Genomic DNA, 16438 nt, shown 5'->3' on the forward strand with positions numbered 1-16438 from the left:
GCCGGATGTGTGATGCTCTTCGGCGTAATGCGCATCGCGCGGTAAGTTGTATTACCGAAAAATCCTATTTCACCGTTTTCCGGTATGCCAGCGGACTCATTCCTCTGATTTCCCGGAATATCCGGTTGAAGCTCCGCTGGCTGGAAAAGCCTGCCTCCGCCCAGATCGCGGTGAGGGATTTTTCGGAGAACTGCATGGCATTGCACGCATAGTCCACCCGCAGATGCGCCAGGTATTGCGGAAAGCTGATGTGAAGCTTTTCGGAGAAGATGTGCGAGAGATAGTATTTGTTTACATGCAGCGCTTTTGCAAGCGAGTCGAGAGAAAGCTCCTCCTGGAAATGCTCTGCGAGATAATGAATCAGCTGGTAAGTGAGATCCTCACTTTCTGGCTGTTTTTTTTCGGCAAGCTCCAGGTGCGGCAGTACATGTCCGAGGATGATCTGGATCCATGCGGCGGCGAGCGCCGGATTTTCCTCCATGTTCATATCATCCAGGCGGCTGACGGCGAGTGCGATATCCGGGGAGACCTGGTCCGCTGGCAGATACGGACAGGTGGGACGAAATTTCTGGAGCAGATACTGAAAAGAGGCGGTGACGCCGGTATCAAAGATCAGCAGCCACACGCGGTTTGGCTCGGAGGCATGATAGCTGTGCACCAGTCCGGGAAAGATAAGCGCGCAGTCGCCCTGCTTCATGTCATAGGAAGTATTGCCGACCGATACCCGCGTCTGCCCTTCCATCACATACAAAAATTCCGTGTGAGCGTGAAGATGCTCCGGAAAAGTGAGCGTATCTAAGATTGCGGTGCGCAGATTCCGCTTCTGCTGTTCATAAAACGGATTCATAGGGGCCTCCTTTTTTGATAGCAATATCTGGCTAAAAATATTGCTGTTTTGACTATCATTATACGCGGCTGCATGTTAAGATGCAAGTACAAACCAAAGAAGATAATGGGAAGAAAAGGGGGACTTACAGACATGAAATATTATGTTTCCGCAAGTGCGGCAAGAAATGGCGACGGTTCCATGGAAAAACCGTTTCAGACCATCACGCAGGCGGCAAAGCTTGCTGTGGCAGGCGACGAAGTGATCGTGGCGCCGGGCGTATATCGTGAGTACGTGAATCCGGTGAATGCAGGCGAAGAGGGCGCGCCGATCGTGTACCGCTCCGAGGAGATCGGAAAAGCAGTGATCACCGGCGCAGAAGAAGTGAAGGATTGGGCAAATTATGAGGGCGACGTATGGGTGACGCGCATTCCAAACGGCATTTTTGGCAGCTACAATCCGTACACGGTGCTGGTGCGCGGCGACTGGTACAACACAGATATCAAGCCGGTACATACCGGAGAGGTTTATTTGAACGGCAAGGCAATGTACGAGGCAGTAACGCTGGGCGAGGTGCTGAACCCGGTCGTTGACAATTCTTCCTGGGATCCGGCGGGAACGGTCTACACCTGGTACACCGAGCAGGACGGCGACAATACGGTGATTTATGCAAATTTCCAGGGCGCGGATCCGACGAAAGAAAATGTGGAGATCAACGTGCGCAGAAACTGCTTCTACCCGGACAAGACCGGCGTGAATTACATCACGCTTTCCGGTTTCGTTGTAAAGCAGGCGGCTACGCAGTGGGCGCCGCCGACCGCATACCAGGAGGGCATGGTCGGACCGCACTGGTCGAAGGGCTGGATCATTGAGGACTGCGAGATTTCCGATTCCAGATGCTCCGGCATTTCGCTCGGAAAATATCTGCAGCCGAACAATGAAAATAAATGGACGACAAAATACTACAAGGACGGCACGCAGACGGAGAGAGACGCTATCTGCCAGGCGCAGATCGAGGGCTGGACGAAGGAAAACATTGGTCATCACATTGTGCGCCGCTGCAACATCCACGACTGCGGACAGACTGGTATTGTTGGACATCTTGGCGGCGTGTTCTCCATCATCGAGGACAACCACATTCATCATATTAATAATAAGCAGGATCTCGCTGGCGCGGAGATCGGCGGCATTAAGATGCACGCGGCGATCGACGTTATTTATAGAAGAAACCACATTCACCACTGCACACGCGGTCTGTGGCTCGACTGGCAGGCGCAGGGCACCCGCGTGACGCAGAATCTGTTCCACGACAATGTGCCGCCGAAGGGCACCCGCATTACAAACTCTCTGTCCCTGGCGGAGGATATCTTTATTGAGGTTTCGCACGGTCCGACACTGGTGGACAACAATCTGCTGCTGTCAAACTGCTCCTGCCGCATCAGCACGCAGGGGACGGCGATGGTGCATAATCTGATCGCCGGCTCCTTCACCTGGGTGGGTGACGGAACGGATAACGGCGCAGGCGTACTGCCGTCTAACCGTTACACGCCGTACCATGTGCCGCACAGAACGGAAGTGGCGGGCTTTATGACGATCCTGCATGGCGACGCGCGCTTCTATAATAATATTTTTGTGCAGCAGCCGGTGCGTGAGGACCTGCTCGCTTATGCAAAGAGCACGGGCGAGGAGAAGCAGTTCAATTTTGTGTGCGGGACAAAGCCGTATGACGGGTATCCTACGGAGGAAGCGTACCGCGCGCAGTTTACGCCGCAGTCGATCGTGGACCACGGACATAAGGACTTCTACTACGACCATATGCCGGTCTACACGGGCGGAAATGTATACTTCAACGGCGCACAGCCCTGCGACACGGAGGAAAACTATCGGGAGGACAGTGAGCATACGGTAAGCTGGCAGCTCACGGAAGAGGACGGAAAGGTACTGTTTGAGACAAACCTTTATGAGTTCCTGCCGGAGTTTGAGACGCCGTTTATCTCCACGGAGGTTCTGGGAGAGGCGTTTGAGCCGGAGCAGAAATTCGAAAACCCGGACGGCACGCCGATCTTCTTTGACAGCGACTATAACGGAGCGCACAGAAGGCTTCATCCGCTGGCAGGTCCGTTTGAGGGCAGAGAAGCAGTGCAGCAGGTTTTTTAAAGGACAGGCAGGGCGTTCGTCATACTGCAAGGTAAATGACTGCTAAAATCTTTAAAAATGTGCAAAATATCTAATAAAGTGGGTTTGGATTCGTCGAAACCCACTTTTTTATATAATTTGGATAGTTTTCTCAATAGAAATTGCACATATGTAATGATAGAATTTTTACATCAAAAACAAATAGGAGGGATAAGTAAATGAAAAAAAGACTTATCAGTGCGTTGTTTGGGACGGCGCTTGCACTGACAACAGTATGCGGCATGAGCGCATCGGCGGAGGAGCTGACCTTCTGGAATGTACAGGCAGAAGGATATGACCTCGAGATTATCAACGAGGCTGTTGAGAAATTCAATTCCACCACAGAGAGCGGCTATACCGTTGTCAATGTACCGACGCAGAACGATGCATACAAAGAGAAGCTGGTTATCGCTATGAGCTCAGGAGAATGCCCGGATATGTATTCACACTGGTCCGGCGGCCCGATGATCGAGTACATCGAATCGGGATTTGCACAGGATATCACGGAGCAGTTCAACAGCACAGAGCTTCCGGAAAGACTGATGCAGGGCTCCATCGCACAGGCAACCTACAATGACAAGATTTATGCGGTTCCGTATAATGATATTTCTATTTCCGGCATTTATTACAACAAGACGATTTTTGCAGATCTTGGCCTGGAAGTACCGACAACGATCGGAGAACTGGAAGCGGTCTGTGACACACTGGTAGAAAACGGTATCGTTCCGTTTGCGCTGGCAAACTCTACAAAGTGGACTGGTTCCATGTATTTCATGAACCTTGCAACACGCTACGGCGGACTGGAGCCGTTTGAAAAGGCTGCTGCAGGCGAGGGCTCCTTCGAGGATGAGTGCTTTATCTGGGCAGGCGAAAAGATTCAGGAATGGGTACAGAAGGGTTACTTCCCGGAGGGCGTAAACGCACTGAGCGAGGACGACGGACAGGCAAGACAGCTCCTGTACACGGGCGAAGCAGCGATGACCTGCATCGGTTCCTGGTATACACAGACCATCAAATCCGACAGCGAGGAATTCTTTGACGAAAACATTGGCTGGTTTAAGTTCCCGGCATACGAGGGATCCCCGGATGTAGATGATTCTATCATCGTTGGTACCGTTGGCGATAACTTCATCTCCTTCAACTGCGAAGGCGAAAAGCTTGATGCGGCAATCGAATTTGCGTCTATTCTTGTAGGCGACGAAATGGTAGAATTCGCAGCAGAGCGCGGCAGAATGAAACCGGTAAACGGCGTTGAAGAATATGCGACAGAGCCGGTAACACAGGCGATCATGGAAGCGGTAAGCAATGCTTCTTCCATCCAGCTCTGGTATGACCAGTACCTGCCGCCCGCAGTGGCAAACGCGCATCTGGACGGTCTGCAGGAAGTGTTTGGCCTGACAAAGACTCCGGCAGAGGCACAGGCGATGATGCAGGAAGCTATGGAGGCTTACAACGCAGAAAAATAAAAAAGCTATTATCACTCTCTAACGAAAAACAGGATATCTGGCAGCGGGTATCCTGTTTTTTAAAGAAGCTGGCACAGCTTGTCAGCGATGAAGGAGGCTCCTTATGAACAAAAATTCGTTACTTGCACAGAGACAGAGAGAGACGAACAAAGTAGCGGCGATCTTTCTGGCTCCGGTGCTGATCGTTTTAGCAGTTTATGTGTTTTATCCGATCATTAACACCTTCCAGACCAGCCTTTATAAATGGAACGGTATTTCTTCGGATCAGACCTTTATCGGTTTATCTAACTGGGCTACGCTGATCAGGGATGAAAATTTCTGGTACGCATTTAAAAATAATATTATTATCATGGTACTTTCCATCTGTATCCAGATACCGCTCGGCCTTGCAATGGCAACCTTCCTGGATTTTGTAGGGAAAAAGGCAAATGTTTTTAAAGTAATCTGGTTTATCCCGATGCTGATTTCTTCTGTAGCGATCGGTTTCCTTTTTACTTACGCACTGGCAACCAAGGGCGGCATTGTGAGCGCGATCTCCAATTTCTTCGGAGGCGGAAATATTGACCTTCTGGGAAATCCGGATACGGCTTTGTACACGATCATCGCAATTATCGCATGGCAGTTTACGCCGTTTTACATGGTATATTCCATGGCGGGCTTTACCAACATCTCTACGGACGTGTTTGAGGCGGCCAGAATTGACGGCGCTACCCGCGGCGAATATTTCTGGAAGATCGCTCTGCCGCTGCTGATGCCGACATTGAAAAATGCAGCGATCATGTCCATGGTAGGCTCTCTGAAATACTTTGATTTGATCTACGTTATGACAAACGGCGGCCCGGGACGTTCCACCGAGCTGATGGCAACCTATATGTATAAGCTGTCGTTCTCCGAGTTCAACATGGGCTACGGCTCCACGGTAGCTGCCGGAATGTTTATTTTAATCTCCGCGATCGCACTGGTAACAATGCGTCTGATTAACGGGAAGGAGGAAGCATAAATGGATCAGTACAAAAAAAGTAAGATCAAAAGCAGGATAAGCTGGACCATCGCGATTATTCTTGCTGTACTTATGGCGCTTATTTCCATTACGCCGTTTATCTTTATGGTGCTCAATTCCTTCAAAGAAAAATTCGAGATGCTGACAAAGGGCGTATTCACTTTACCGGATAAGCTTTACCTGGACAACTATGCCGAGGTGATCAGCGGAAAATTTGCCGGATTCTTTGTGAACAGCGTGATCGTACTGGCGGTTTCGCTGATACTGCTTCTGCTGGTAGCGGCATGCGCTTCCTATCCGCTGTCCCGGTTTAAGTTTAAACTGAACGGACCGATCTATGCGCTGATCGTTGCCTGTATGTCGATCCCGGTTCATGTAACCCTCATCCCGATCTTTAAGATGACGCGTTCTATGGGACTGTATGATACGATCTGGGCGCTGATCGGACCGTATGTGGCAATGGGCGTGCCGATTTCCGTATTTATTCTCACCGGATTTATGAAGGGTATCCCGAAGGAGATTGAAGAATCGGCAGAAATTGACGGATGCAATAAGATCCAGATGTTCTTTAAGATGATCCTGCCGCTTTCCAAGCCGGGCTTATCTACGCTGGCTATTTACAACGGTGTGAATATGTGGAATGAATTCAGCTTTGCTTACACACTTACGCAGTCATCGGAAAACCGCACACTGCCGCTGGCAGTCTGGGAATTCCGCGGAAGATATTCCATGAACACGCCGATGATCATGGCGGTTCTGGTTCTGACGCTTCTGCCGATGCTGATCATGTTTATCTTTGCGCAGGATAAGCTGATCAAAGGTATGACAGCAGGTGCAGTAAAGGGTTGATGAAATCTTTGATTTGAAGTAAAGTAAAAGCAGGAGAAAGCCTGCTTGCAGGCCTTTGCGATGAGAAAACAAAGGAGGCAGTTATATAATGAAGAGACTGGTACATAACTGGGCGTTTGCAAAGAGGATGAAGGTATTTTTTCTGGCGAGCATTGTACTGGTCTCTTCGCTTGTGCTTACGGTCAGTACGGTGATCTCGGCGAATAATCTGCTGAAAAATACTGAGAAGCTGGCAGAGAACCAGCTTGAGCTGCTGGCGACAAATTATAACGCTTCTCTGGAGCAGTACAAAAATATCTGCCAGGCAATTCTGATGAATTCCTATGTGCAGGATTTTCTGGAAGGGAGTACGGACAGGGCGCAGAAGGCGGAGTATCAGCAGTCCGCGCGGGAAATGCTGACCCAGATTTATAATTCAAATGACAATATTAATTTTATCGCGCTGCTGAAGGACGAGACCGGCGAATATCTGTATCGCGGAAGCGGCGTTTCCTATGCGGATTTTGAGGATTCCTGGGAAAAAGACTGGCAGGCGAGCCAGCAGGGCAGCGGTGCTATGCGGCTTTCCTACAGCAACAATTATTTTAAAGGCTCCCAGTACACGCTCTCGGTGTACTATCCGGCATATTCAAATCAGATCGTGGGAAAAGCCTATGGGATTTTGTGTATTAATTTCCAGGATATATTTTTGGAAAGCCTCAGCGTAAAGAAACAGATTTCCGATACCGAGTATTCCGAGCTGATGCTGGTGGATCTAAACGGCAATCTGATTTCCGGGCAGGAGATGGAGGAAAAGCAGAAGTCCTCTGATATCGCGGGTAATCTGGACGGAACGCATGGAAGCTTCCAGAAGGACGGGATGCTGATCAGCTATTACAGGATCGGAAGCTGGAACTATTATCTGCTGAGCGTGACGCCGCTGAAGGAGCTGTATCAGTCGAGTATGCATACCATTCTGGTGGTGGCACTGCTGCTGGTTCTGGTGATCCTGATACTTACGGCGGTCGCAGGCGGACAGTTTTCACGCGTATATGCGCCGCTGGATGATATCGTGCGGGAGATGGCGCATGTGTCTGAGGGCAGGATGGACGTGCGCATCGACGCTGAGCCTCTGGGGAAAGACTTTGAGCCGATGGCGGACGGATTCAACGCGATGATGGACAAGCTGGAGGCTTCTATGGAGGAAATCCGCGTAAAGCAGGAGCAGCTTTCGCAGACGCGTTTAAATGCCCTGCAGTCGCAGATCCAGCCGCATTTCCTCTATAATACGCTCGACTGCATCCACTGGCAGGCGGTGGCGGACGGCAACCGGGAGATTTCCACGCTCGTGAAGGCGCTGGCGTCGTATTACCGCATCTGTCTGAGCAAGGGAAAGGATATTATCCCGCTGGCGGAGGAGCTGAAGCATATTGAGTATTACGTGCTGATCCAGAATATGCGCTATGACAACCGGCTCCATCTTGACATCAATGTGGAGGAAAGGTACCGGCAGACGAGGCTTCCCAAGCTGACGCTGCAGCCTCTGGTGGAGAACGCGGTGGAGCATGGGATCGAGCGCCGGGAGGGCGTGAGCGGCAATATTGCGATCTGGGTGGAGGAGACCGGGGACGGCGATCTTCTGCTGCGGGTGGCAAACAGCGGAAGCGGCATGACGGATGCGCGGGTTGCGCAGATGAATGAGTACCTGAAAACAAACGAGGCCGATTTTGGCTATGGCGTGCGCAATGTAAACAGGCGGATCCAGCTTCTCTTTGGAGAGCGCTACGGGCTTCACTATGAGGTGAATATGTGGCAGGGCGTGACGGCGGTGATTCTGCTTCCGATGGAAGAGGAGCGGGAGGTTGCGGAGGAATAAATGTATAAGGTTTTGATCGTAGATGATGAAAAAATGATCCGGATGGGAATGAGTAAGGGACTTCCCTGGGAGGAATTGAAGGTATCGGAGGTCTATCAGGCGGGAAGCGCGCCGGAGGCGCTGGAGATCATTAAGGAGAAGCAGCCGGATATTCTGATCACGGATATCAATATGCCGGAAATGACGGGACTTGAGCTGATCCAACGGGCAAACGAGCTGCAGGCGGATATGAAGATTATTGTACTCACGGGGTACGATCGCTTTGATTATGCACGGGAATGCATAAGGATGCATGTCGAGGATTTATATCTGAAGCCGATCGATGAGGAGGTGCTGACGGAGGCGATACGCCGCCAGATCGACGCGATCGAAAAGCAGCGGGCGAGCGCGGTGATGGAAAATACCATGCGCCGCGTGCGGGGCAACACGGAGCAGATGCGCCTGGAGCGCCTGATGCGCCAGCTTGTCCACCAGAGAGAGGCGGAGGAGACGGAGCTTCAGTGGATGTACCAGGAATACTCACTGTCGCCCGGGCAGGAGCTGCAGATCGCGATCCTGATCCCGCAGCAGTCGGGCAGGCGTGACGAGCGGGAGGACAACTACTGGCTGATGTCCATCAAGGAAATCTGCATCGGGCTTGTGGACGGGCGCGGACAGGGCATCACCTTCCCGGACGACGAGGGAACGGGGAAAATTCTGGTGGCGTTTTTCAACCACGGTTATGTAAATGAGATCTACGAGCGAATACAGGAGCTGATCAGCATCATGAAGGATGAGATGATCGCGGCTCCGAGAATTGTGCTCGGCAGCTCCGTGAAGGGCTTTTCGCGGCTGTATATTTCCTATAACGACGCGGTGCATCTCTCGAAGGAGAAGGGTGACGGGGCGAAGGAGGTGCTGCAGTCGGGGCGCACAGGCAAGCGCGGTATGCTGTTCCACGATATCTACGAGGAATTTAAGACGGCGATGTGCTCAAACGTGGGAAATTCGGAGTACGTGCTGCGGGTGTTTGACGCCTTTAGCCAGGCGGTGGTTTCTTATAATGTGACCGAGACGAGCGTGAGAAAGTACTGCTTTGATCTGGCAAATGCCGTGAGCTTTGCGTATGTGAGCAGCACGGGCGGCTCGCTGCGGCAGGGACAGCTTGAAGAGCTGATGCGTCACATTATGAATGTGGACGGACAGAATGCCTGCGAGATCACCCGTGCATTTTTGCAGCAGCTTTTCGGGGAAGAAAAAGAGGTCATCAACGATCTCATCCCGAAGGTGCGCCGTTATGTGGACGACCATCTGGAGGAGGAGCTTTCGGTATCCAGCATCGCGGCGCGCTTTTACATCACGCCGAATTATCTGTCGAAGCTGTACAAGAAGGTGACAGGCGAGGGCTGCAACGAATACATTGTCCGCAGAAGGATAGAGACGGCGCAGAAGCTGCTCAAATCTACCAATTTAAAGACCGGAAAGATCGCTGCGATGGTGGGCTACCGGGACACCAATTATTTTTCAGTAGCGTTTAAGAAATATACAGGTTATTCGCCAACCGTGTTCCGCAGCCGGTTCCGCACCGGAGCCGCGGACGAGGACGAAGAGGAGTAGGAGGAAAACAATATGATACATAATCCGATTTTGCCCGGATTTAATCCCGATCCGTGCATCTGCCGCAAGGGAGACGACTACTATATCGCGGTTTCTACCTTTGAATGGTTTCCGGGCATTCCGGTGTACCACTCGCGCGATCTGAAGCACTGGGAGCTGCTGACGCATGTTCTGACGGACGACGAGAAGGTGAATTTAAAAAAGCTTCCGTCGGCGAAAGGTATCTGGGCTCCGTGCTTAACCTATTGCGAGGCGGAGGATCTGTTTTATGTGGTGTACGGCGTAATGAATTCCATGAATGCGCGCTACTTTGACGTTGATAATTTTCTGATCACGGCGAAGGATATCTGCGGACCGTGGAGCGAGCCGGTGTATCTGCACTCGGCGGGCTTTGACGCTTCTATCTTGCATGATGACGACGGACGGAAATATATTGTTTCCCTGGACTGGGAGACGCGTGCGGGCTATGAGAAGCCGGGCGCGATCTGCATGGTGGAGTATTCGCCAAAAAAGCAGGAGATCATCGGGTACCCGAAGCGCATCTGGTGGGGAGGCACGGACCGTGGCTGCATCGAGGCTCCGCATCTCACAAAGAAGAACGGAAGGTATTATCTGATGTGCGCGGAGGGAGGTACCGGGTATAATCACTGCGTGACAATGGGACGTGCGGAAAACGTCTGGGGACCATATGAGCGAGACCCGAAGAATCCGATCGTTACCAGTGTGCCGGGTGATTCCTACGAGCGTCATGATCCCGACCATCTGAAGCCAAAGTATTACAATCCCGACTCCGTTCTGCAGAAATCCGGTCATGGAAGCTACGTGGAGCTGCCGACCGGCGAGGTCTATCTGGTACATCTGACGGCGAGGCCGTTTGTGCCGGAGCTGCGCTGCACGCTCGGACGCGAGACGGCGATCCAGAAAATGATGTGGACGGACGACGGCTGGCTGCGCATGGCGAACGGAGGAAATCTTGCGCAGTCTGAGACGCCGGAGAGCAGCCTGCCTCCGTGTGAACTGCCGCAGCCGTCCGACTTTGACGATTTCGACAGCGGAACGCTGGGAAATTTCTACTATGCGCCGCGCCAGATGCCGCAGCGCTTTGCCGATGTGACGGCAAGGCCGGGCTGGGTGCGCCTGCGCGGGCAGGAGTCGCGTACTTCGCTTAATAAAGTGAGTATTCTTGCGCGCAAGCTGACCAGCGTTTACGCGCGCATCACGACGAAGATGGAATTTTGGCCGGAGGTGCATCAGCACAGCGCCGGATTGATTTTGTATTACGACAATATGAATTATGTCAACCTGCGCAAATACTACAGCGAAACGCTCGGACAGAGCGCCCTGTCTGTCCTGCAGATGGAGAACGGGGAGAAGATGGAATTCCTCAACACCCGTATCCCAGTGGAGGATGTGCCCATCTATCTGCGGCTTAATATCCGGGGACGAAGATCCTGGTTCGAGTGGAGCTATGACGGAGAGAGCTATAGTCGCATCGGCATGATCTTCGATACTACAAAATACTCCGATGAATACTGTAAATACGGCGAATTCACCGGGGCGATGGTCGGCATCACCTGTGCCGACAAGGTGCGGCATAAGCAGTGCGCGGATTTTGACTTCTTTGAGTATAAGGCAGAGCTGGGGAAGATGGTGGATTAACCGGAAAAGGGTTGTGCTGAACCGGGAAAAAATGATATGATAAATGCCAGAGAACAATTTCGAAAGGAGCGATTTTGCATGGAACTTTTCATGAGAAAGGACGTCCCTGAGGAGATGACCTGGGATTTGTCTGCAATTTATGATACGGAAACAGCGTTGGAGGCGGATAAGAAGCGTGTGGACGAGCTCGGCCGTCTTTTGGAGGAGAAATATAAAGGAAAGCTGACGGATGCACAGGCGATCAGCGCCTGCCTGACAGAGACGCAGGAGCTTTATGAGAAGGCGGGGCTGCTTGCAAATTACGCGGAGCTGGCTGTCTCGGTGGATTATTATGACGCGCACAACCAGGCGCTCAGTGAAAGTATCAACACGCTGATCGCGGAGGTACTCAGCCGCATCAGCTTTATCGAGAGCGAGATTCTTATGCAGGATGAGAGTACGATCGGGGAGGCGATCGCGCTCGGAAAGGGAAATGCCTGCTATCTGCGCGGTCTGCTCCACAAAAAGCCGCATCAGCTTGCGCCGGAGACGGAGCGGGTTCTGGCGGCGCTGCAGCCGTTGTTTGGCGCGCCCTACCAGACTTACAATATGGCGAAGCTTGCGGACATGCGGTTTGATCCCTTCCGGGTGGGCGACGAGGAATTTCCGCTTGGATATTCGCTGTTTGAGGATGCTTACGAATATGATCCGCGCACGGAGGTGCGGCGCGCCGCTTTCCGGGCGTTCTCGGATAAGATCCGTCAGTATGAAAATGTGACGGCGGCTGCCTATCAGTCGCAGGTGCAGTCGGAAAAGATCATGGCGAAGCTGCGCGGCTTTGATTCTGTGTTTGACAGCCTGCTGTTTGAGCAGGAGGTCAGCCGCGAGATGTACGACCGCCAGCTCGATTTAATTATGGAAAGGCTGGCGCCGCATATGCGCAGATACGCAAAGCTGCTGCAGAAGGTTTACGGGCTGGAGCGCATGACGTCGGCGGATTTAAAGCTGAGCATTGATCCCGATTACGTGCCGTCGGTTACGATCGAGGAGTCGAAGGAATATATCGAAAAGGGGCTGGCGATCCTCGGCGAGGATTATGTGGAGATGATACGCACCGCCTACCGCGAGCGCTGGGTGGATTTTGCGCAGAACCAGGGAAAGAGTACGGGCGGCTTCTGCGCAAGCCCGTATGGCTCACACTCTTTTATCCTTCTGAGCTGGCACAACCAGATGGCGGATGTTTTCACGCTGGCGCATGAACTTGGACACGCCGGACATTTCAAAGCGTGCAACGGCGCGCAGTCGGTGTATGATGTGGATGTCTCTACCTATTTTGTGGAAGCGCCGTCCACCATGAACGAGCTTTTGATGGCGCATTATCTGCTGAAAACGAATCCGGACAAGCGGTTCCGCCGCTGGGTGCTCGACTGTATGGTCGGCAAGACATATTATCATAATTTTGTCACACACTTCCTGGAAGCGGTTTATCAGAGAGAGGTTTACCGGCTGATCGATGCGGGCGGAAGCGTGCAGGCGGAGACATTGAACCGCATTATGCGGGAGACCCTGCAGAAATTCTGGGGCGATGCCGTGGAGATCTGCGAGGGCGCGGAGCTGACCTGGATGCGTCAGCCGCACTATTACATGGGACTTTACTCCTATACCTACAGCGCCGGTCTGACCGTTGCCACGCAGGTATGCAGGCGCATCGAGGAGGAAGGGCAGCCGGCAGTGGACGACTGGAAGCGCGTACTTGCAGCAGGCAGCACGAAATCCCCGGCGGAGCTTGCCAAAATGGCGGGCGTCGATATCACGACCAGCCAGCCGTTCATCGATACCATTGACACCATCGGGGCGATGATCGGGGAGATCTGTCAGCTTACGGAAGAAATCTGAGGAGGACATGCTCATGAAAACATTTCATTATGAACTGGTGAAGGACCCCACCTATTTTTGCGATAACCGGGTGGAGGCGCATTCCGATCACCACTATTACGAAAATGCAGAAAAGATGGAGCAGGGAATCGAGGATTTTCGCTGCAGCTTAAACGGGCTGTGGAAGTTCCATTATGCGAAAAATTATGGAAATACAATTCCGGGATTTGAGGCGGAATCGTACTGCTGTCATTCCTGGGATGATATCCGCGTCCCGGCGCACATCCAGATGGAGGGCTACGATGCGCCGCAGTACGCTAACGTACAGTTTCCGTGGGAAGGCCGCGAGGAGATCGGACCGGGCGAGATCCCGACAGAATTTAATCCGGTAGCAAGCTATGTGAAATATTTTGAAGTGCCGGAAAAAATGCAGGGCAGGCGGGTGTTTGTCTCCTTCCAGGGTGCGGAGAGCGGACTGGCGCTCTGGCTGAACGGCAGCTTTGTGGGCTACAGCGAGGACACCTTTACCCCGTCCGAATTTGAGCTGACGCCTTATCTGAAGAAGGGCGAAAACAAGCTGGCGGCGCAGGTATTCAAGTGGACGAGCAGCAGCTGGTGCGAGGACCAGGATTTCTTCCGCTTCTCCGGCATTTACCGGGACGTTTATCTTTATGCGATCCCGGAGGTACATGTGCAGGATCTGAAGGTGCAGACGCTGCTTGACGAAAGCTTTACAAACGCGGAGCTGGATATTACCTTAAAGGCGACGAAGGGCGGCAGGGTGCGCGTTACGCTGTCGAAGGACGGCGGGAAGCTGCAGACACTGGAGGAGACTCTGGAAGAGGTCTCTCATTATGTGATGAAGGTGGCTGCGCCGAAGCTCTGGAGCGCAGAGACGCCGGAGCTTTACGATCTGCTGATCGAGGTGACGGACGAAAACGGCGTGTTAAATGAGGTGATCCCGCAGCGCGTGGGCTTCCGCCGTTTTGAGATGAAGGGCAATATTATGACCTTAAATGGCAGGCGCATTGTCTTTAAGGGCGTGAACCGTCACGAGTTCAGCTCGGTGACCGGACGCTGCGTTTCACGGGAAGAGCTGGTAAAGGATATCGTGACGATGAAGCAGAACAATATTAATGCGATCCGCACCTGTCATTACCCGGATGCGGAAGGCATTTATGATCTGTGCGACGAGTACGGGCTGTATATGATCGCAGAGTGCAACATGGAATCCCACGGAACCTGGGATACGCAGGAGCACAGCACGGAGCGCAATTATGACGCGGTGATACCGGGCGATCATCCGGAGTGGCAGGATATGATGCTCGACCGCGTAAATTCCACCTATCAGAGAGACAAAAATCATCCGGCTATCCTGATCTGGTCCTGCGGAAATGAATCGTTTGGCGGCAGGGATATTTTTGAAATGTCTCAGCTGTTCAGAAAGCTTGACCCTACCCGCCTTGTGCACTACGAGGGCGTGCGCAACGACCGCCGCTACAACGACACCAGCGATATGGAAAGCCAGATGTACCCCTCGGTGGAGGACATCAGGGCATTTCTGGCAAAAGACAGCAGCAAGCCGTTCATCTGCTGTGAGTACGCACACGCGATGGGCAACTCCTGCGGGGCGATGCACAAATATACCGATCTGAGCGATACGGAACCGCTGTATCAGGGCGGCTTTATCTGGGATTACATCGATCAGTCGATTTATAAAAAAGACCGCTACGGCAGGGAATATCAGGCATACGGAGGCGATTTTGACGATCATCCGTGCGATTACAATTTCAGCGGAAACGGAATTGTCTACGGCGGAAACCGCGATGCATCCCCGAAGATGCAGGAAGTGAAATTTAACTATCAGAACATTACGGCTAAGGTGGAAAAGGACCTTGTGACGGTGATCAACAGAAATTTGTTTGTAAACACGGCTGACTTTGACTGCGTGGTGCTTCTGGAAAAGGATGGAATGCTGATAAAGACGGCGGCTATGCAGACGGACGCAGAGCCGTTATCTGAGAAAACGTATCCGCTGCCGGTTCCGGTGCAGACGCTTCCGGGCGAGTATGCAGTGACGGTATCCTTCCGCTTAAAGAAAGATACGCTCTGGGCAAAGAGCGGCCACGAGGTTGCGTTCGGTCAGGGCGTATACAGGGTGGAGGCTCCGGCAGAGACGAAAAAAATGGCAAAATTCCGTGTCATCAGATCCGCACACAATTTTGGTGTGAAGGGTGAGAGCTTTGACGTACTGTTTTCTTATCTGAACGGCGGCCTGGCATCCTATCGCTACGGAGGCGTGGAGATGATGAAGATGATCCCGCGTCCGAATTTCTGGCGCGCGCCGAGCGACAACGACTGCGGAAGCCTGATGCCGATGCGCTATGCACAGTGGAAGACTGCTTCCATGTATCTGTCGCACAAATATCCGACCGGCGGTCGCTATCCGGGCGCAACGGCTCCCGAGATCAAAGTGACGGAGGAGTACGCGCAGATCACCTATACGTATGTTATGCCGACGACGCCGGAGAGCAGGTGCAGGCTGACATATCAGGTGTACGGAGACGGAACGATCCGGACGACGCTTTCCTACGATCCGGTTAAGGAACTGGGAGACATGCCGGAATTTGGCGTGATGTTCAAATTCGATGCCGACTACGACAATGTGACATGGTACGGCATGGGTCCGGCGGAGACATACGTGGATCGCTGCAGGGGAGCGAAGCTCGGCATTTACAAAAACAAGGTGCAGGATAATATGGCTGCTTACCTCGTGCCGCAGGAGTGCGGAAATAAGGTGGGCGTGCGCTGGGCGACTGTGACCGACCGTAAGGGCAGAGGAATGCTCTTTAGCGGCGACTGCATGGAATTTTCGGCGCTGCCGTACACGCCGCATGAGCTGGAAAACGCGATGCATCCGTTCGAGCTTCCGCAGGTGCACTACACCGTTGTCCGGGTATCTGGTCAGCAGATGGGTATTGCGGGCGACGATAGCTGGGGCGCAAAGACGCATCCTGAGTATCTGCTGGATGTTACAAAGAAGATGGAATTTACATTTGGTTTTAAAGGAATTTGAGTCTCTCGTTTCCCTGGCGTGAATTTTCTGCGCTCACGTAATTATTTATTGCTGAAAAAAAAGGTTTGTGGTATACTATACT

10 protein-coding genes are annotated in these 16438 nt (G+C 52.5%); 9 read left to right on the forward strand and 1 reads right to left on the reverse strand.

Annotated features, from left to right (window positions below; translation table 11 throughout):
* Nucleotides 1-64 precede the first annotated feature (64 nt).
* Nucleotides 65-847, reverse strand: coding sequence for an AraC family transcriptional regulator (locus ACLU9Q_RS05885; RefSeq protein ID WP_296839123.1), 783 nt, complete (start codon nucleotides 845-847; stop codon nucleotides 65-67).
* A gap of 132 nt (nucleotides 848-979) precedes the next feature.
* Between ACLU9Q_RS05885 and ACLU9Q_RS05890 the strand changes: the two genes are divergently transcribed.
* The 9 genes from ACLU9Q_RS05890 (at nucleotide 980) to ACLU9Q_RS05930 (ending at nucleotide 16356) form a co-directional block, all read left to right on the forward strand.
* Nucleotides 980-2983 (forward strand): right-handed parallel beta-helix repeat-containing protein, encoded by a 2004-nt coding sequence (locus ACLU9Q_RS05890; RefSeq protein ID WP_296839125.1) that lies wholly within the window; start codon nucleotides 980-982, stop codon nucleotides 2981-2983.
* A 197-nt stretch (nucleotides 2984-3180) separates the two neighbouring features.
* Entirely contained in the window at nucleotides 3181-4467 is a 1287-nt protein-coding gene (locus ACLU9Q_RS05895) for an extracellular solute-binding protein (protein ID WP_296839127.1), read from the forward strand.
* Between the two features lie 103 nt (nucleotides 4468-4570).
* Nucleotides 4571-5467, forward strand: coding sequence for a carbohydrate ABC transporter permease (locus ACLU9Q_RS05900; protein WP_296839129.1), 897 nt, complete (start codon nucleotides 4571-4573; stop codon nucleotides 5465-5467).
* Complete coding sequence (locus tag ACLU9Q_RS05905; protein ID WP_296839130.1) at nucleotides 5468-6316, forward strand: carbohydrate ABC transporter permease; 849 nt, start codon at nucleotides 5468-5470, stop codon at nucleotides 6314-6316.
* An 88-nt stretch (nucleotides 6317-6404) separates the two neighbouring features.
* The gene (locus ACLU9Q_RS05910) at nucleotides 6405-8171 is read left to right on the forward strand and encodes a sensor histidine kinase (RefSeq protein ID WP_296839132.1); all 1767 of its coding nucleotides are present in this window, start codon (nucleotides 6405-6407) and stop codon (nucleotides 8169-8171) included.
* The gene (locus tag ACLU9Q_RS05915) at nucleotides 8172-9767 is read left to right on the forward strand and encodes a response regulator transcription factor (RefSeq protein ID WP_296839134.1); all 1596 of its coding nucleotides are present in this window, start codon (nucleotides 8172-8174) and stop codon (nucleotides 9765-9767) included. It begins immediately after the preceding gene.
* A gap of 12 nt (nucleotides 9768-9779) precedes the next feature.
* The gene (locus ACLU9Q_RS05920; RefSeq protein WP_296839136.1) at nucleotides 9780-11426 is read left to right on the forward strand and encodes a glycoside hydrolase family 43 protein; all 1647 of its coding nucleotides are present in this window, start codon (nucleotides 9780-9782) and stop codon (nucleotides 11424-11426) included.
* A 78-nt stretch (nucleotides 11427-11504) separates the two neighbouring features.
* Entirely contained in the window at nucleotides 11505-13301 is a 1797-nt protein-coding gene (gene pepF, locus ACLU9Q_RS05925; RefSeq protein WP_412624732.1) for an oligoendopeptidase F, read from the forward strand.
* Between the two features lie 13 nt (nucleotides 13302-13314).
* Nucleotides 13315-16356, forward strand: coding sequence for a glycoside hydrolase family 2 TIM barrel-domain containing protein (locus tag ACLU9Q_RS05930; protein ID WP_412624733.1), 3042 nt, complete (start codon nucleotides 13315-13317; stop codon nucleotides 16354-16356).
* Nucleotides 16357-16438 lie beyond the last annotated feature (82 nt).

It is taken from the genome of Marvinbryantia sp. (assembly GCF_047017445.1).
Classification (GTDB): Bacteria; Bacillota; Clostridia; order Lachnospirales; family Lachnospiraceae; genus Marvinbryantia.

What these genes read in the sequence shown, in the direction of transcription:
- ACLU9Q_RS05910 (WP_296839132.1), top strand. Translation starts at nt 6,405, where the DNA reads ATGAAGAGACTGGTACATAACTGGGCGTTTGCAAAGAGGATGAAGGTA.
- ACLU9Q_RS05920 (WP_296839136.1), top strand. Translation starts at nt 9,780, where the DNA reads ATGATACATAATCCGATTTTGCCCGGATTTAATCCCGATCCGTGCATC.
- ACLU9Q_RS05900 (WP_296839129.1), top strand. Translation starts at nt 4,571, where the DNA reads ATGAACAAAAATTCGTTACTTGCACAGAGACAGAGAGAGACGAACAAA.
- ACLU9Q_RS05885 (WP_296839123.1), bottom strand. Translation starts at nt 847, where the DNA reads ATGAATCCGTTTTATGAACAGCAGAAGCGGAATCTGCGCACCGCAATC.
- ACLU9Q_RS05905 (WP_296839130.1), top strand. Translation starts at nt 5,468, where the DNA reads ATGGATCAGTACAAAAAAAGTAAGATCAAAAGCAGGATAAGCTGGACC.
- ACLU9Q_RS05895 (WP_296839127.1), top strand. Translation starts at nt 3,181, where the DNA reads ATGAAAAAAAGACTTATCAGTGCGTTGTTTGGGACGGCGCTTGCACTG.
- pepF (WP_412624732.1), top strand. Translation starts at nt 11,505, where the DNA reads ATGGAACTTTTCATGAGAAAGGACGTCCCTGAGGAGATGACCTGGGAT.
- ACLU9Q_RS05930 (WP_412624733.1), top strand. Translation starts at nt 13,315, where the DNA reads ATGAAAACATTTCATTATGAACTGGTGAAGGACCCCACCTATTTTTGC.
- ACLU9Q_RS05890 (WP_296839125.1), top strand. Translation starts at nt 980, where the DNA reads ATGAAATATTATGTTTCCGCAAGTGCGGCAAGAAATGGCGACGGTTCC.
- ACLU9Q_RS05915 (WP_296839134.1), top strand. Translation starts at nt 8,172, where the DNA reads ATGTATAAGGTTTTGATCGTAGATGATGAAAAAATGATCCGGATGGGA.